Origin of the sequence: Vibrio crassostreae, from assembly GCF_024347415.1 — a bacterium.
Taxonomy (GTDB): domain Bacteria; phylum Pseudomonadota; class Gammaproteobacteria; order Enterobacterales; family Vibrionaceae; genus Vibrio; species Vibrio crassostreae.
The window spans coordinates 177,048-193,781 of sequence record NZ_AP025478.1; the positions used below are offsets into that span (position 1 = coordinate 177,048).

Genomic DNA, 16,734 nt, shown 5'->3' on the forward strand with positions numbered 1-16,734 from the left:
TCAATCTTTCCAAATCGCGCGCGCAGGGCGCCCAGACCAACGGCTATCGTCTAAGACAAAGTAAACATCCATCGTATCGATGTAGTGATTGTCTTTGTCTATGAAAGGGAAGACGGTGAGTTTTTTAACGTGTTCTTGGCTTCGCTCAGGCTCACCATCTCGGCTACGCCTTGGCAGTAAGGTAAAGACAGAAGGTGGGGCGAGACGAGATTGAGGAGAGACGGTGGCATTTCCACTGTCTCCGGTATAACCGTATAGGTTGTCTCGAACCTCGTTCATGGTGACACACCCTGAAACGCCGCCGACCTTATCGCAACTGTATTCGCTCTCAAAGCCCGCGCTGCAACCGGTCAGACCTAAGAGTATCGATAGTGAGAACAAAGAATGCCTATTCATGGTTATTCCTCACGCCCAAAGCCCACGTCGCTTAACCCTTGTTGGGTTATTTTTTGCGCTAATGGGTTGATGGGGGCAGTTTGAGTGGTTTGTGGAAGAGAGGGAACGTTGGTGATGACATCCAAGAGCTGGTTGCTGTTGGAGACTTGCTCACGCTGCTCATTAATACGGGTTTCGTATTCATCGGCCAATAGGGGATCTAATGGAAAGCCTTCCAAAAAGACAATATTGACGATGGCACCAGGATTGACTTCCACTATCGGATGATAGAGCTCGGCCAGTTTGATGTAGTAGTCCGCCAATTTGCTGCCAACGCTTTCCGTGGCGCCGCCAAGCAGATTCAACCCAATTTTATCGCTGTTGATGCTTTGACTTGGTCCGAGCGCCGTCGGTGTCGTGGTTTGTGCCAGGGCTTTACCCGCATCACCGACACCTTGCAAGATCCCCGCAATGCCGGCCATTTGAACGATTTTACCGTTTTTCATAATGGTGGTACCGCGAATACCATTGCGCCCAAAGTTAAACACGGTCGCATTGACGGGGATATCGAGAATATCGCCATTAGGGTGGATGCAGCTCATTCTATTGGTGCGAGCGACGCCGCGACTGGATGAGATTTCGCCGTAAACGGCACCGGTGATCGTGCAATTCTTTAATTTGGATTGCTCACCGTTGGGTAAAATCCCCTGATTGACGGTCTGAAAGACAATCGGTGAGGTATCCCCTTGTCCAGAGACGCCCCCATTAGCGTCTGCGCCGCCGGTGATCACGGCGGTCACAAAGGTGCCTGTTGGCACGTAGTTATCGGTCGTGCGACGGGATTGTCTCTCCTCTACACTGGCTTGCCAGTGAAATTCAAAACTATCAAAGGCATCCCCGCTAAAGGCCACATCATCTTGCTCTTGGTACTGGAACTCATTCACCTTGGCGGTATCTATGTTGCTATTAATGGCAGGTCTTGGGGGCAGTTTGTATTGGCCAAAAGTGCTTCCCTGATGGATCTCTACGCTATGTTGATTCGAAGGATCGCCTGCATTGAGGGCTGAGGCTAATTGCGTCTCAAGTTGGACCTTGAGCGCGTCAACTTCATCGAGCTTTTGTTGCATCTGCTGCTCAAGCTCCGTCAATTGCGATGCTTTATCGCGCTCATTGGCTTTTTTAATATTCTCCAACTCAGAGGTTAAGCTTTGTCCAAAGCGACTTAAGGTGCCTTCGAACCGCGCTAAGCTTTGCTCGATTTGGTTGATTTTATCTTGTTGAAACGTCAGGGCGGACTGGTTGTCTTTGTCGGTAAAATCATCGGTGACGACAGCACCAAATCCGACGTCTTGAATGTCCTTGCTTTGCTCTTGGGGAGGCAATGTTAACCGCCAAACAGCAAAAGCCAGGGCGGCAAGCACCAGTAATACCGTGAACGTAATGGTGCGATTGCGCTTTCTTGTTACGGCATTGACCGTGCCACCGTCTTCAAAGTCACCGTCGGTATCTTTGAAGACGCGTTTTTTAAAGCGGTCAAAGGCGTCTTTGGGGTTATCGATCATGGGTGGCGCCTCCTCCGGTAATGAGATAGAGCGTGGTGGTTTGCCCAGGTTTTAACTGATAGGTATCGAGCGCGGCTGAGCGTGCGGAATAGCTGTAGAACTGTGCGGTGGTCAGTGCCATGTCACTGCGGCTTTGATTTTTGAGTTGATAAACCACCCCAGAGTAATCACGGCCAACGAAGACCGTTTGAGGGATGATGGCCAGTGACGCTGCATCTTTGGGTAAGGTTTTGGGGTCAACGTCGTGACGTTTAAAGCCGGCGATGGGGGCGCCATCATGAACAAAACGCATCATGGCTTTGGTGAGCGCTGTCATGGCGGCGGGGTAATCCGCCGCCTGCTCAGTCGGGCTTTGCTGCTCTTTATAGTTTTGCGACCAAACAAACTCCGTGACCAAAGACGGGGTGGCTTTGGGGGTAATAAACAGAGCAAACAATCGCCCTTTTTCTGTCGTCAGGTGCGCGGTAAACGGTAAGGGAAGGTTAATTTTTAAGGTGATAGAGCCGGAAGCGTCTTTTTGGTTGCCCGTTGAGGTACAAAATCCTTTCGGGCAGACGATCGAAATAATACGGTCATTTTTGACCAGCAAACGGTTCACGTTAATGGAAGAGAGTGACAAGGGGATCGTGTCGCCTTCGTCAAACTCATAGCTCACCATAGCGGCATTTTCAGCTAGGGCAAAAGAGGGGATGAAAAAGACCACCCAAAGCGCGATGGACAAAAAATAAAGGTGCCATTGCGGCGATGGGGTGAATGATTGCTCATAAAGATTCATCGGTGTCGACCTCGACTTCTTCAATGGAGAGTAAACCTATGACGCCTTGGTCATAGCTAAAGTTGACTTGATACCACTTCATCTCCGGATCTAGGGCGCGTTGGCCTACGTGCTTTTGGAGTTTCCCATAGAGTTGCACTTGGAGAGTGTTGAGAGAAATACGGACAGACTCGACAGAAAATTGGCTGCTGATGTTGTCTTTTTTAATTACCGTGGCTTCTCGAAGCAACTTAGGTTGAACGATGTGCCAGCTTGTCTCGTCTAAATATTCAAGTAACTGACCAAACTGACGTCCAACGCTGGCTGGCGTAATGTTGAGTTTCAAGTAGAGAAGATAATCCGCCATTTGCTCAAGATAAGGCTCATCGACTGTGCCATCCGAAACCGTAAAGGCTTGAGAGAGGGTGGGTGGGATTAGGGTTCGGCTCTGATGGGTAAGGGCTTGATAACTGGTGTAACCCAACACCAGGTTAGTGATAAGCATGAAAAGAAAGCCTGCACTCAAAAAAAGATTGAGGAGACTTTTGACGGCCAGCTTATCCCGTTTAACAAACGGGTCCATGATGAAGGGTCTCCTTAGAAAATCCAATAGCGACGACAGGCTGAGGGGGTACGCTTAAAGAGGGCGGGGCTGACAAAAGAAGCGCCCCACCAATAAAGTGACAGGGTAACGATATTATCACCGTATTGTGATTTGATGTAACGCAACCCCCCAAACCAAGCCAGCGATAACGTCAGCCCTATCATTTCGTGTTTAAGCCAGAATGAGAGGCCAAAAATGCAGAGGGCAGGCACGAGTTCATCAACAGGGAACCCGAGCCAGCGGCGACCTTTGTTCATGTGTTTTGGGATAGAGAAAAACTGATGAGGGTCTTCCATTGTGACTCCTTAACCTAAGCCGACGAGTGGCGCTCCAACATTCCACAAGACTGAGCCACCAATGAACCCGCCAACGGCCGCAAACCAGTTACGGCTCATCAGTCCAGTGACGACCGCCCCTGCAAGCCCAGTCCCCAGCATGGCGGTTTCAACCGCAGAGCCTTTGCCCGCCGTGTCTTTCATGGCTTGCTTACCTGACGCGAAGATATCGGCAGCCAGAGCAGGCTGAGTGATAAGAAGTGTCGAAACAGCAACGCCAAGCCCGACAAGGAGGGTGCGCTGGGTGCGTGTTTTCATAATAAGTATCCTTATTGAGTGATAAAATTATCAAGTACATGGTCAGGATGGAGGGAAAGGGGGCTCCCTCCCACATCCTTAAGAAAACATCGAAGACTTCGCGTACTTCAAACCACGATTACGGCTCACATGTTGCTTCCAATTTTGAGCGCTAATGATGGTGTTCTTAAGCTTCCGATAACGTTTTTTACAAGCATTATTTGAAGTTGGGAGAGTGAGACGATTAACTGACTGAGCTTGTTTTTGAACCGCGACCAAATGAACACCCTTCCAACAGAAAGGAAATGCAAGGTGCCCAGTAAAAGGCAACAAAGCGGCAAACGCCATGTGTTCACGCCCAACCGTTCCCAGTTCTTTGACGCTGACAAAATCCCCTTGTTCAACAAAGTGGCCTAATAAACTCGCGGCCTCATCTTCACGACAATATCCGTAGATAATTTGCATCGTCCACACTCCTTGTTAGGGCATTGTTTTGTTCTTTTAAAAAAACAAAACGATGGGCTCTCTTTCAAGAGCCGTGCTACAAACTGGCTTGAGCATTCTTGTAGTAGAAGGCGCACATCCAAAGGATGTGGTGTCTGGTATTCCCAAGTAACTCTATTTCACCACTCAACCAGCGTGCTTAATTGAGTAGAAAAACAGCCTTGGACGTCGCCCCAGAGAGGGCTCCTGAATTTGTTAGGCATATTACGCAGGCCTGCGCCCCTCTGCGGCGCTTTTTGCAATAGTGAAGGCAGCCCACCTTCGAGGCCATCAGAGGTAATAATCCCAGACGGCAATCTGATTCGTTACAGCGACCAATTAGGAAAACGTTTGAGGTGATCTTCTAATCGAAGTTTCCCTTCGCGCTTTTTGGCCCGCTCTGCTCTTTTCGCCGAGAGCGTTAACGTTTTATTCGCCTTTGATGAAAGATTAAAAGCGATACCGACTTCCTTGTTCTCAACCATACATTCTGATTTAAAATTCATACAAAAGTCTTCCTAAATAGAAAAAACCGAAACGCTCTCGTTCAGACCGAAACATCAATGAGTCATGTAATCGCTCACTGGCGTCTAATTTTGTTGGGTTTGTGACTGACTTATCATTTCTTGAATTTAACATAATGTAAATAATACGCATAAGAATAAACTATTGATTTTAATAGAAATTAAATGATATTTAACGGATGGCTTGTTTGAATTTTATATAATTAATAGATTAATTATTTTAATTTCCACCCCTCAATGTGCTATAAATTTTTCTAAGGTTATTTTTTATCTTGTTGTTATTTATGGATTTTTCATATCTGCGTATTATTTACATTATGTTAACAATTAACCATCGAGAGAGCATTTTGAGACTTCGAGATTGAAATCTCAGGTGACGACACGCTATAATTGCCTGAGGTCTATAAGGTTAAAACACACAACATTGCTCACTAACCTGTAGTGCCCAATGTTGTGTGTTTTTTCTAGGATTTAGAGTGTGTTAGAGGTGGTACTCTGACTATATAGCACTCGCAAAAAAGCCGACTTTCCAAGAGTAGTCGGCTTTTTTGTGTCTAAAAAACCGGCATTTGATTTCTTTTCCCGGTTGAGATAGCGTGAAATTTCACCGTTTGGACGGCCAATCCAAACACCCCAAAAACCTCTTGGACTTCAAAATATGACCTTGACTCAGCCTTCGCTTGGGCTAACGCCCAGTAGACTCCACATTCTCAATAACACCGCTTGTTTATCCCTCGGGATGAAGCGTTGTGTGTTTTAAACGTGGACGGTGAATGTTATGAAGACGCCTGGACACGACTCCTCCCCTCCCCCGCTCGATAAATCGAGTTACGATGCGGAGTATCGCCGTAAGCGTAAGGCTCGGAAACTGGATTTGATCGAATTGTATCAACGTGTCGTTGAAGAAGAGAACGCACGAAACCCTAAGACGCCTTTTGAGATCGGATTTAAGTCTCGCCGGTTGCTCCGAAGCGGTAAGGTAGAAACCCTACCGCCAGAATACGCGCGGATCTTAAAAGGGTGTGAAGAATTTATTACCAACCCCAATCGTTTCCCGTCACTCAATGCATGGGGCGGTGAAGCGGTGAATAATGTGCAGTGTCGCACCTTAATTGCGAAAGTATTAGCGTGCATTCTGCCGAACACAGACCTCATTGGAGGGCGCATCGGTTTGCCCACAGAAGCGGGATTGAAAACCATCAGCTACGATCAACTTCAAGAAGATTATGCGTTGCGCTTTGGGGAGTTTATTTCGCCGAAGTCCTTTGCGAAAGCGGTGAAGTATCTAAAGCGTGCCAGCTATTTTCACAGTGAGCGGATCAATGTGTGTGTCGACCAAGACGAAGGGACGATACGCAGCGCACCTGCATACAAACAGTTTACCCCTCGCTTCTTTAATGACTTAAAAGTCGTGCGTTACGCCAACATCAGCGAATTGATCCTCGCGACACGGAAGCGTCAGACAAAGAAAGGACTGAGCTTTCAGTGGCTGTCTTTTCGTAAGATCGCGTCAGGGATACAAGAGATCTTCAATGCGTCAACATTAAACACGTACGCTCAATCAACCTCAGCCTTCTTTAGTGAGTATCAACCCGACCTAGCCCCTAATTAAAGGGATATTTTTGTCTCCGCGAAAGCGGAGGGATCAGCACGTCTGAACCTTATCCTACCCTGCTTTATCTCTCATTTTTCTTGTTTTAATCACCGGGTTGTTTAGGGTTAACTTGCACGCTTGGCCTTATTCGGAAAGGATTTTTCTATTCACGATTTTTCATGAGAAAAGCAGTGCAATAAAAGGAGGATAAAAAAAACGGCTAAAATTGTGATCAATAAGGGGCGGCGCTTATGAACACTACGTATGAAGATAAATAGTTAAATGAATAAAAAAATAAATAATTAAGGACAAGCTAAAAAACGACGCGGAAACTTTCTTTTGTCATACGACAGGCACCTTCTTCGATTTAACGCTAAGTCATGTGGCCCCCTTTCATCATCTCCTCACTTAACGTTCACCTTCATCCGGATGGTATGGCCTAGTAGGGTAAGGTGAAGTGGTCAAGTAAACTGGAAATCATCAACCAAGAGTTTGGCCATTTCAGAAAAGAGATCACGCCTCACTACCTTCATCGAGGAACGTGTTCGTAGGAATAAGGGCGCTCTTAGACCATGCTTCACAATCCTAAATCAGGAGGGGTTTTACCCCCTCCTGCCCAGCTCTATCTTACTGCTGTTTCGTAGACAACAAATTGAGCCAGAAATCTAGCGCTAAATAATCAGATTGCCCAAAGTTTGAATTTGGAATTATTCTCCCGCAAGGATTAGCGGTACTCAGAAAAGAAATTCCGTATGTTCTTGAGGACGCTGAAAATGGTTTACCTGCTAAATTCCGAGAGTCGCTTTTGTGTTTATGGGAACATTTACTCCTTCAGCTTGACCATGTAAATACCCTTACAAAACAATTAGAAAAAGCAATTAAGGATAATCCGCTGTGTCAGAAACTAATGAAGCTTGAAGGCGTTGGGCCTATAGGAGCATTGGGATTGGCCTTACGACTAGGTAAAGGTGAGAACTTTTCTAACGGAAGAAGTGCTTCGGCAAGTATTGGGCTAACACCAAAGCAATACTCATCTGGTGGTAAAGAGCGAATCGGGCATATCTCAAAACGTAGTGCAGACAAGCGACTCCGTTCAACTCTATTTCAAGGAGCGCTTTCAGTTATAGCACAAGTCGTAAATCGTCCCCCTAGAACAAACAAAGATCAGTGGTTGCTGGCATTGATAGAGAGACGTGGGAAGAAAGTAGCTGCGATAGCATTAGCAAATAAAACAGTACGAACAGCTTATGCCATCTTAAAGAATGACTTGATGTATCAGCCAGAAAAACTGGCTTGATACATTCAGCATAATCAACAGAGAGCGACAATGATAAACAGGTAAGACCGACCAATAGAAACTAGTTGGGTTCTTGGGCACAAAATGATGATGCCGTTCCTAAGACTTAGCCTATTGGTGCGACTACATTTTAGGGCGAGGTAGCACCTCAAAAAAGCCCGTATATAAGCGCGCATCTCAACTGCTTTATCTAAAACTTTTTGTTGATTACAATTGGGAGTCCATATAAGAACCCAGCAATCAAAACATAGTAGTGACAGGAGCCGACCAAAAATTCCTGCATCGCTTGGGCTGATTTCGCTCTTTTAAGTATCTAGCAAATTCAGGGTTGTATGGCGTTGCATTGCTTCTGATCTTTACATGTCTTCTTATTGGTGTTCGGGCGATTTGAACAAGATTGAACTGGCAGTCCATGAGCCATGTCCGATGCTTTGGTTATCTGGAAGGTACAACCTGAAATCGTGGTTCCTGATAACTTAAAAAGCAGCACAACAAGAGCATGCCGGTATGACCCCGACATCAACCCTACTTACCAACAGATGTTGGCACACTATGGCGTCGCTGTGATGCCAGCAAGACCAAGAAAGCCCAAAGATAAGGCAAAGGTGGAAACAGCCGTCCAAGTCGTTGAGAGGTGGATAATGGCTAAGCTCCGACATGAAACCTTCTTCAGCCTGAGTTCACTCAATTATCGTATCAAGGAGCTCTTGCTCGAGCTCAGTCAAAGACCGATGCAGAAGCTAAAGAGTTCTCGATACGAACTCTTCACCCAACCCGATAAACCTGAGCTTAACGCACTCCCACGGCAAGCGTATCACTACACCTACGTAAAAAAGGTACGCGTTCATATGGACTATCATGTAGAGCTTGATGGGCATTACTACTCAGTACCATACCGATTACTTCGGGAGCAGTTAGAGGCACATATTAGCGGTGAACTAGTCACGCTTTACCATAACGGTCAACTTGTCTCTAGTCACCCAAGGAAGCGACAGTTCGGTTACAGTACGTTAGAAAAACACATACCAGAAAATCATCGTCAGTATGCACAATGGACACCGGAACGCTTCTTAAAATCTGTCTTTCATACACAAATCCTGCGATGAAAATCGCAGGATTTGTGTATGAAAGACAGATGGGTTTATGGGGCGCATACGTTACTTTGAGCCTCCCCTTACAATTAGCTAAGGGAAGGCATAGGGTTAAACAGCTGGTTCAAGTCTAATCAACACAAATAACGCCATACAGTGCGGTACCATTAGGTAGTAAGCCTGAACTACCAGTCAAACTGGCCCGTACAAATTTGCCGTTTTCATTGAAATCTGTATAGAATAATACTTCAGCAGGCCAACCCACTAAATGGTAAACACCATATAGAGGTGCGGGTACATCCTCTAAAGCATATTCTTGAGTTAACAACTGAAATTCCAACTGTGTTGGGAGCCGTCTTCCCAAACTTGTACAAAGAGCTTCGACTTGAGTGTAGTTCGCAGTGATCAACTCCATACCATTTGGCCCACCAAGGCCTGTGAATGATTGAGAACCATAAATACTAGGATCGGCGATCTCTGGCGAATTTGTTCTCAGTGGGCAATATACCCTTGTTCCATTTGACAAGGTTAATGGCGACACACCACAATCCCTATTTGACACTGGTACTGCAGTAATCGCATTGGTCATCGTGTCCGAAAACCCTTCATAAGTCGCGGTAACAGAGATAGTTCCCGAGGTACTTGTTGCTTGATAATGCCCATTACCGGTATGCGTAAATCCACTGCCCGTATGAGTCCATACAGAGCCATTGTCAAACGGTGTATTGAGCACTTTTTGTGTCGTATCGCTATAATGACCCACCAACTTAAGACTGCGAGATGATCCATTGGTAATGGTGGTATCAAGCCCCGGAGCACCATATTCAAGGCTCACACTAGTCAGTACAGGTCCGACATTTAACGTTGCGGTATTACTCACACGCGTATCAAGCGTAGCTTGAATGGTTGTTGTACCGCTTACTATAGAGGACGAGGCTAAACCAGCGGTATCAATCGTTGCAATGTTAGTCTGACCACTTACCCACGTCACTGAGTTAGTGATATTTAGAGTATTGCCATCGGTATAGGTACCTAATGCTTGGTATTGCTGTGTTTGTCCATTAGAGACAGAGGCTATCTCCGGGGTAATCGCTATGCTGGTTAATGTCGCATTATCTACCGTCAATTGGACGGGAGTACTCTCAATGACGCCAAACGATGCGTGAATAGCCGTGGTACCAATATTGACCGTTGTCGCAGTACCGCCACTTACAATCGTTGCGATGTTAGCGTCTTGTGAGTGCCAGGTAACGTCATTGGTCAAATCTAGGGTTGTACTATCGGTATAATGCCCCTGAGCTGTATAGTTGACGGTTAACCCTTTAGGTATAATTGCATTATCTGGTAAGACTACAATCTCCACCAAAGCCGCGGTCGTAACCGTCAATACCTCAGTGTTACTGGTAATGCCGGCCATGTTGGCGGTAATGTTTGTTGAGCCAATCCCTACCGCTTCCGTACTCCCTGTGGTGTTGATGGTCGCAATGCTAATATTGCTGCTATCCCAGCTTACCTCATTGGTAACATCTCGGGCAGAACCGTCAGAAAAGACGCCTTGTGCGTGAAACTGCCTGTGCAAGCCCAAATGCAAATCGACGGTTGACTCTGGTGTTACAATCAATTGCACTAAACTTGCATTGGTGACATTCACTTGTGCAGCTGTTGCGCTGGTCAGCCCATTCAATGAAGCATTGACCTTGGTCGTGCCAAGCGATGCAGCGGTAAGTAAAGCGGTATTATCGATAGTAGCGATGCTGGTATCATCGATAGACCAAGTCACTTCGGTCGTAATGTCTTGATTAGAACCATCAGAATATAGCCCTACTGCCGTATATTGTTGTGTTTCACCCAAAGGAAGGGTTATTAACAGCGGTGCAATATCAATTTCAACCAGAATTGCGTTATCAACGGTCAATTGTGCGGTATTACTGGTAATACCGTTAAGATTTGCGGTTACCTCAGCATTGCCTACCGCTACGCCCGTTACCTGTCCAGTCAAATTCATTGACGCCACATTAGTGGCTGAACTCAGCCATGACACTTCAGTGGTAATGTCTCTTGAAGATTTATCTGAGAAGAACCCTACCGCTTGATATTGCTGATGAAGTCCTACATGCGTTGTTTCTACGGCCGGCGTTACCTGTATCTCTGTAAGAACAGCATTAGTAACATTTACCGCACTGTCATTACTAGTAACACCATCATGCACAGCTGTTATGGTGGTTGCACCAATCGCAGCTGCGGTTAGTTGACCATCAGTGGCAATCGTTGCAATCGTTGAGTTTGAGGTATTCCAACTTACTGTACCTGTAATATCGGCCGTTGAACCATTTGAATAGTGGCCTATCGCTTGATATTGCTGATGCAGTCCATTTGGAATATCTAAAAGGGCCGGCGTAATTTGAATAGACTGTAAGACTGCAGTGATAACTTCAACTTCAGCAGCGTCACTGGTCATGCCATTAAAGTGCGCAATGAGCGTGGTGTTATTGGCACTGACACCAGTGACCGCCCCTGAATTGTCAACAGTGGCAATACTTGTATCACCAATTTGCCAAAGTGCATTACCTGAAACATCTAAGGTTGTTTCATCAGAAAAAACCGCATTAGCCACAAATGGAAGCGTTTCACCAATCGCCACGGTTTGTTGATTCGGGGTAATGGTTAAACTTTGAATTATTGCCGTGGTGACGGTTGCGGTTGCGGTCTCACTAAGAACATTTTGAAGTTGCGCCCATACAGTCGTTGAACCCAGTTGATTAGCAGTTAGTACACCAAGGTTGTACAAATTATCGATAGTCGCCACATTGGCATCACCAACATACCACGTCACATCATTGGTGGCATCGAATGTGGTACCATCTGAGAAAATCGCCACCGCTTGATATTGATGCGTCAGCCCTTTCGGAATATTTTGAGTGGTTGGACTGATTGTTAGCGAAAGTGGCACCGCATCTGTTACAGTCATCAACACTGAATTACTGGTTACCCCAAGATACGATGCCGTCACTTGAGTTTGACCGACGTTAACCCCAACAAAATGGTTGTTATTAGTACTCAGTTTTAAAATGCTTGGGTCTGCGAAAGTGACCACTGTTTCAACATTTTCAGTGATGTCCTCTGTTAAACCACCGGCATAGTGAGCAATCACTTGAATTGGTGTTGATACCCCTTTAGGGATTGTCGTCTGACTCGGAATTAACTGAAGTGAGACTGGCGTATTTATAGCGTCATTGGTTGATGCGGTAATTGTAACATTGACATTCTCACTGTTAACTCGCCCCCAAGAAGCAGTTAAAATGCCTGTGCCTATCGATTTCCCCTCTAGATGAGATGAGCCATCAACCTTGATTTCTCGCGGTTCATGATGTCTAAGCACAACTCAATCGTAAGCGAGCCATAAACCCCACATTCTAATAATAGAGCATGAATCATCTTTTAGGCACTTTTGTGCGGAAATGCGAGCACCGAGCGACTGTGTCGTTCGCTTAATTACCGAGCGAAATTCGCTTAGCTTGGTGTTAAAACCTACGACGTAGTCGCCTTAGCGGCATACGGCCGAAAACAAAGAAAATCAATCAATTAGGGGGGGGGTGTCCATGAATCGTTTATTCTATAACTCATGTACTTGAATAAACCCATCAAACAACTTTTCAATGCCAAAGGTAACTGGTTAAACTACCTCAATAAGCATCGAAAAACTCTCCGACAAGCCGTCATAGAAAACGTAACTAAGATGCTCGCTTCGCTTGCAGCACCGCTATCTTTGGCAGCCATGAAAATTGCCCTCATCACAAATACATTCACCAAACGTGTAAATCCCGTTTTTGCAGCAGTTATGGTATTAAGGCGATAGAGTGTTGGATACGACGTCAACAACATGTCTTTCCTGAATGTGAGTATCAACACGTTCTACCAATCTGAAAAATTAACTGGTTAGGTTAATCCAGTCTCTGGTGCACATTTTGGTAACTCTATCTGCACGCTCCAAGAATCGATTCCATGCAGTGCATACTTTCGACACAATATCTTGGTAGTCGGTAAAACTCTAATTGGCAAGATAGTGTTGTCTGAGCCAACTCCACACTTGTTCTATCGGGTTTAGCTCTGGTGAATATGGTGAGAGCTTGATGATACTGACATTACTAAACTGTTCTGCAATGTCATTTGTATGCCAACCAGCACCATCCATAATGACCACTGCGTGACGACCTTTTTCGAGCACCGCGGAGCTCTGCTTAAGGTGCTCAGCCATAATGTCCTTGTTAACCCAAGGAACGACCATCTCCTCGCCAATACCTCTAGCGGGACATACTGAGCCAAACAAATACGCATATTCAAACTGCTGCTGTTTTACCGCTCTTGGCCTTGACCCACGTTCAGCCCAAAGTCGAGTTGTCGTGTTTTGCTGGCCATCTTGAAACCAGAAATCGACGTTATCAAGCCCCATGTGACCAGGGAGCTTAAGGATCGTTTCAATTTTGAATTTTTTAAAATCGTCTTGGATTTGCTGGGATTGACGAGGGTGCTTGGAGCGTGAAGTGGCTTTGTTGCGTAATTCAATGGAACTAAATCCAGAGCCTACGATCTGATCAGTTACATCCACTATCTCTCGTAGCCTCATGCCTAAACCTCTTTACAAAACAACCAACTGGAAGCAATACAACCAATCACTCATTAATCGAGGCTCTCTGACCTTTTGGATTGATGAAGAGGCGATAAGCGGGTGGGCGCAAAGCAAACAGAATAAGCGCGGGAGGCCACGTCGATTCAGTGACTTAGCTATCACGACAGCGCTCATGGTAAAACGAGTTTTTTCTATGCCACTGAGAGCGCTGCAAGGATTTATCGACTCGGTATTTAGACTTGCCCATGTTCCATTGAGTTGTCCACATTACACCTGCATCAGTCGTAGAGCCAAGCAAGTTGAGGTCTCATTTAAGAGTAAAACGAGAGGAGCGATACAGCACTTAGCCATTGATGCGACTGGCCTTAAGGTTTATGGCGAAGGTGAATGGAAAGTCAAAAAACACGGGGCAGATGGCAAGCGGAGAGTTTGGCGAAAGCTGCATATTGCAGTCGATACAAGCACTCACGAGATCATTGCAGCCGAGCTAAGTTTATCGACGGTTACAGATGGAGAGGTCCTCCCGAATTTACTGAAACAAACACGCCGAAGTATCCTTGAGGTGTCTGGTGATGGCGCTTACGACACGAGAGCGTGTCACGCTGCTATTAAGATTAAGCGAGCCGTTGCGCTTATTCCCCCAAGAGAAGGGGCAGCCTTCTGGGAGCGCGGTCATCCTCGAAATCTCGCAGTGGGTTGCCAGAAGTTATACGGCTCAAATAAGTATTGGAAAGAGCGGTATGGATACCACAGACGTTCACTCTCAGAAACCGCGATGTATCGAGTTAAACAGTTACTAGGAGGACGATTGAGCTTAAGAAATTACAATGCGCAGGTGGGTGAGACTTACGCGATGATAAAAGCGTTGAACAAGCTCACTGGGTTAGGGATGCCTGAAACTTGTCGTATTGACTAAGAAATACCCGAAACGGGGTAGCTCTATCTTTAAATATAATTACGCAACAAAGCCGCGTGAAGTTATCCAAGAGAAGCCCATGTGATTAAGCAAATAATAGATAGAATCTGGGTGGTAGTGTTTACCAAACTCTTTCACGATATAAGCATGAATATCAGTACCAGTTAATCTACCCCCAGATGAATATTCGGCACGTGCCTTTATGAACTGGCTTAGCTGTTCACGTTGCTGAGTGTTGAGGAATGCTGGGCGACCCGTTCTTGGTTTCTCTTGCAGTCCTCAAATCCTTCTTCAAGGAATGTTTGTACCCATTTATTCACACTAGTTCTGCTTACCTTAAGGAACTTAGCAATTTGGGTTCGAGAGTGACCATCTTTAAAATAGGCCAAGGCGAGCAATCGCATCTTCATTTGAATAGATTTTTGTTGGCTAGCAAGCTTTTTAAAATCAATGTTATCGAGGCTGTCCATAGCGTCTTTTTTCACGAAGAAATAGCCTCAATTAGATCATATTTTCACTTAGATTGGTATTACGTTGACACTTCCTCATACGCTATGGCCCATCTATCGTGATAAGTGATTTCTTCTCAACCGTCTCTTTGGCTGTGCGGCCAACAGATTCTTGGGGGGTAAAGCAACTGATATTGATATCGGAGTGTTCTGTGTGCTGCACACCTACGGCAGAAAGTTGAATTGGAATGTGCGCCTCCATTTATCTGTCACGCGTGGGGGATTATGTAAGAAGACGAGTCTGTGGGAGCCCATTAACTTTAAAGCTAAAACCACTGAAAAGTGTTGGCGTGCCGCCATCACTCAACTTCTCGAATCAAATTATTCAGAGTTAGACTTAACTGGAGAGGGCTGTCCTTATATTCGTCATGAGCAAGATTGGTCTCGATTTTTAATCAGCCAATATTGCCGCCGATGGAAGCTTCACCTTGCAAAGAAACGGCTAATGTGACACCAACCATGACTTACCTAGGTCGATACTTAAATCGCCCACCCAGATCTGCATCCTGTCTATGACATAACTTCCAAGGATGGGTAGTGACATTTGATTACCTAAATCATAGAAATGGACAAACAGAATCACTCGTCTTGAGTCCGGAAGCGCTGATAACTCGCATGATTGAGCAGATCCCAGATAAGCATTTCAAAATGATTCGATACTTTGGTTTTCTATCGAACCGACGTCATAGTGAGATGCTCTCTAAGGTCTACGATGCTTTAGGCATCGCTCCTGAAGGCTCACCTGAAATACAAAGTTACGCCGCGATGCTGAAAGAGAATGTGAAGGTTGACCCGTTCGAGTTTATTCTTTGTGTTTAACTGTGTTATTCACAGAGATGGTTTCAATTTTCTTAGCTGAAGATCGAGCTTGTAATTCTGCTCTTGAAACCGTTCTTTCTTGCTCTGGGAGTGCTGAGATACCTCTTCAGAAAAAGGAGTTTGGTCAGATATCTCAGTAATCCTGTCTATCGGGGTTAGTCCCTTTAACGAGCTGTGGGCCGTTCCCAGTTGTAGTAGTGTTGCCACTCAGCCAGTAGCAGATCCAGCTCTTCCAGCCCCACAGAGACATCTATGGTCGGATAGAACTCGGGTTTATCTGTTTTCTGTGAGCGTTCGACTTTGCAATTCAAATGAGGTGAGCCAGGCTTATTTGGGAGAAACTTAATGCCATAAGTCATAATTTGCTTCTGAACTTGATCAACGAAAAATTCACGCCCTCTGTCCGTTTGAATACGCTGAATAGGAAATGGCATTTCTTCCACGATAAAATCGACTGTCTTGGCTACTGTTCGCCGAGAGTAGCACCTTAGAACCCGATAGCGGGAGCAGTCATCGATAGCTGTATACAGATAAATACCAGGTGCTATTTTACAGGTGTCCATCTGGACTCTATCATCAGGGATTGGCCGCTCATATCTTTGGAAATCTTTTTTGCGGCGGTAAGTTACTATCGGCTTCACGGAAGCTGCTGATAGTACTTTATGGAGTGTCGCGGTGCTTAGGTGTATTTGGTGAAGTCGGATTAATTCTAATTGTAAACGCCGTGCCCCCAAATTGCGCTTTTCACGCATAGTAAGGATCAATGCCCTTAGCTCATCAGTGATCTTAGTATCTGGAGATGAGTGGGGGTGTTTGCTCTGACTTTCTAAACCAGCGATTCCAAACTGCTTATATCACTTCACCCACTTGCGTAATGTTGGCCTGGAAATACCACAGCGTCGGCACATTCTTCATACATTTTTACCCACTGTAGTCTTTGTTGGATTTCTCTGTCCATAGACACCCAGTATAGTTGAAAGGATGTCTATGAATCACACATTTTAACG

At 45.6% G+C, this 16,734-nt stretch carries 14 protein-coding genes and 5 pseudogenes; 6 read left to right on the forward strand and 13 right to left on the reverse strand.

Features of this window, described 5'->3' with window-relative positions:
• From traV to OC193_RS25155, 8 genes are all read right to left on the reverse strand, one after another.
• Positions 1-396: a type IV conjugative transfer system lipoprotein TraV gene (gene traV / locus OC193_RS25120; RefSeq protein WP_048657845.1), complete on the reverse strand. Its 396-nt coding sequence runs from the start codon at positions 394-396 to the stop codon at positions 1-3.
• Positions 397-398: 2 nt separating this feature from the next.
• A complete protein-coding gene (locus OC193_RS25125; RefSeq protein WP_048669620.1) occupies positions 399-1,937 on the reverse strand; it encodes a TrbI/VirB10 family protein in 1,539 nt (512 codons plus the stop codon).
• Positions 1,927-2,712, reverse strand: coding sequence for a type-F conjugative transfer system secretin TraK (gene traK, locus OC193_RS25130; protein ID WP_080967332.1), 786 nt, complete (start codon positions 2,710-2,712; stop codon positions 1,927-1,929). The genes OC193_RS25125 and traK overlap by 11 nt, the downstream gene beginning before the upstream one ends.
• Positions 2,699-3,274, reverse strand: coding sequence for a type IV conjugative transfer system protein TraE (traE, locus tag OC193_RS25135; RefSeq protein ID WP_048662546.1), 576 nt, complete (start codon positions 3,272-3,274; stop codon positions 2,699-2,701). Before traE ends, traK begins: the two co-directional genes overlap by 14 nt.
• Positions 3,275-3,288: 14 nt before the next feature.
• Positions 3,289-3,591 carry a type IV conjugative transfer system protein TraL gene (gene traL / locus OC193_RS25140; protein ID WP_048661540.1) on the reverse strand — a complete coding sequence of 101 codons (303 nt, stop codon included), beginning with the start codon at positions 3,589-3,591 and terminating at the stop codon, positions 3,289-3,291.
• A gap of 9 nt (positions 3,592-3,600) precedes the next feature.
• Complete coding sequence (gene traA / locus OC193_RS25145; protein WP_048661539.1) at positions 3,601-3,888, reverse strand: type IV conjugative transfer system pilin TraA; 288 nt, start codon at positions 3,886-3,888, stop codon at positions 3,601-3,603.
• Between the two features lie 78 nt (positions 3,889-3,966).
• Positions 3,967-4,332, reverse strand: a complete 366-nt coding sequence (locus OC193_RS25150; protein WP_048661538.1) for a hypothetical protein — start codon at positions 4,330-4,332, stop codon at positions 3,967-3,969.
• Between the two features lie 344 nt (positions 4,333-4,676).
• The gene (locus OC193_RS25155) at positions 4,677-4,856 is read right to left on the reverse strand and encodes a TraY domain-containing protein (protein WP_048661537.1); all 180 of its coding nucleotides are present in this window, start codon (positions 4,854-4,856) and stop codon (positions 4,677-4,679) included.
• 796 nt (positions 4,857-5,652) lie between these two features.
• Here OC193_RS25155 and OC193_RS25160 point away from each other — a divergent pair.
• From OC193_RS25160 to OC193_RS25175, 3 genes and pseudogenes are all read left to right on the forward strand, one after another.
• Positions 5,653-6,486: a hypothetical protein gene (locus OC193_RS25160; RefSeq protein WP_048661255.1), complete on the forward strand. Its 834-nt coding sequence runs from the start codon at positions 5,653-5,655 to the stop codon at positions 6,484-6,486.
• A 691-nt stretch (positions 6,487-7,177) separates the two neighbouring features.
• Positions 7,178-7,765, forward strand: coding sequence for a transposase (locus tag OC193_RS25165; protein ID WP_375792502.1), 588 nt, complete (start codon positions 7,178-7,180; stop codon positions 7,763-7,765).
• A 412-nt stretch (positions 7,766-8,177) separates the two neighbouring features.
• Positions 8,178-8,853 (forward strand): annotated as a pseudogene (locus OC193_RS25175) (Mu transposase domain-containing protein); the annotation flags it as partial.
• 133 nt (positions 8,854-8,986) lie between these two features.
• On the opposite strand, the gene OC193_RS25180 reads toward OC193_RS25175, so the two are convergent.
• Positions 8,987-12,235 (reverse strand): beta strand repeat-containing protein, encoded by a 3,249-nt coding sequence (locus OC193_RS25180; RefSeq protein WP_048666368.1) that lies wholly within the window; start codon positions 12,233-12,235, stop codon positions 8,987-8,989.
• A gap of 243 nt (positions 12,236-12,478) precedes the next feature.
• Here OC193_RS25180 and OC193_RS25185 point away from each other — a divergent pair.
• Positions 12,479-12,768, forward strand: a pseudogene (locus OC193_RS25185) (transposase zinc-binding domain-containing protein); the annotation flags it as partial.
• Positions 12,769-12,784: 16 nt separating this feature from the next.
• On the opposite strand, the pseudogene OC193_RS25190 reads toward OC193_RS25185, so the two are convergent.
• A pseudogene (locus OC193_RS25190) lies at positions 12,785-13,399 on the reverse strand (IS630 family transposase); the annotation flags it as partial.
• 79 nt (positions 13,400-13,478) lie between these two features.
• Here OC193_RS25190 and OC193_RS25195 point away from each other — a divergent pair.
• Positions 13,479-14,399 carry an IS5 family transposase gene (locus OC193_RS25195; protein WP_048661579.1) on the forward strand — a complete coding sequence of 307 codons (921 nt, stop codon included), beginning with the start codon at positions 13,479-13,481 and terminating at the stop codon, positions 14,397-14,399.
• Between the two features lie 39 nt (positions 14,400-14,438).
• On the opposite strand, the gene OC193_RS26100 is transcribed toward OC193_RS25195, so the two are convergent.
• Entirely contained in the window at positions 14,439-14,537 is a 99-nt protein-coding gene (locus OC193_RS26100) for a winged helix-turn-helix domain-containing protein (protein ID WP_230682327.1), read from the reverse strand.
• Positions 14,538-14,611: 74 nt separating this feature from the next.
• Positions 14,612-14,884 (reverse strand): helix-turn-helix domain-containing protein, encoded by a 273-nt coding sequence (locus OC193_RS25200; protein ID WP_230682325.1) that lies wholly within the window; start codon positions 14,882-14,884, stop codon positions 14,612-14,614.
• A gap of 43 nt (positions 14,885-14,927) precedes the next feature.
• Between OC193_RS25200 and OC193_RS25205 the strand changes: the two are divergent.
• Positions 14,928-15,721: pseudogene (locus tag OC193_RS25205) on the forward strand (IS91 family transposase); the annotation flags it as partial.
• A gap of 15 nt (positions 15,722-15,736) precedes the next feature.
• Here the strand turns inward: OC193_RS25205 and OC193_RS25210 are convergent.
• Positions 15,737-16,685, reverse strand: a pseudogene (locus OC193_RS25210) (DDE-type integrase/transposase/recombinase).
• Positions 16,686-16,734: the final 49 nt, after the last annotated feature.

Bases quoted from the DNA above. Each gene is read 5' to 3' on its own strand.
- OC193_RS25125 (WP_048669620.1), bottom strand. From the start codon at position 1,937: ATGATCGATAACCCCAAAGACGCCTTTGACCGCTTTAAAAAACGCGTC.
- OC193_RS25195 (WP_048661579.1), top strand. From the start codon at position 13,479: ATGCCTAAACCTCTTTACAAAACAACCAACTGGAAGCAATACAACCAA.
- traL (WP_048661540.1), bottom strand. From the start codon at position 3,591: ATGGAAGACCCTCATCAGTTTTTCTCTATCCCAAAACACATGAACAAA.
- OC193_RS25160 (WP_048661255.1), top strand. From the start codon at position 5,653: ATGAAGACGCCTGGACACGACTCCTCCCCTCCCCCGCTCGATAAATCG.
- OC193_RS25150 (WP_048661538.1), bottom strand. From the start codon at position 4,332: ATGCAAATTATCTACGGATATTGTCGTGAAGATGAGGCCGCGAGTTTA.
- traE (WP_048662546.1), bottom strand. From the start codon at position 3,274: ATGGACCCGTTTGTTAAACGGGATAAGCTGGCCGTCAAAAGTCTCCTC.
- traA (WP_048661539.1), bottom strand. From the start codon at position 3,888: ATGAAAACACGCACCCAGCGCACCCTCCTTGTCGGGCTTGGCGTTGCT.
- traV (WP_048657845.1), bottom strand. From the start codon at position 396: ATGAATAGGCATTCTTTGTTCTCACTATCGATACTCTTAGGTCTGACC.
- traK (WP_080967332.1), bottom strand. From the start codon at position 2,712: ATGAATCTTTATGAGCAATCATTCACCCCATCGCCGCAATGGCACCTT.
- OC193_RS25155 (WP_048661537.1), bottom strand. From the start codon at position 4,856: ATGAATTTTAAATCAGAATGTATGGTTGAGAACAAGGAAGTCGGTATC.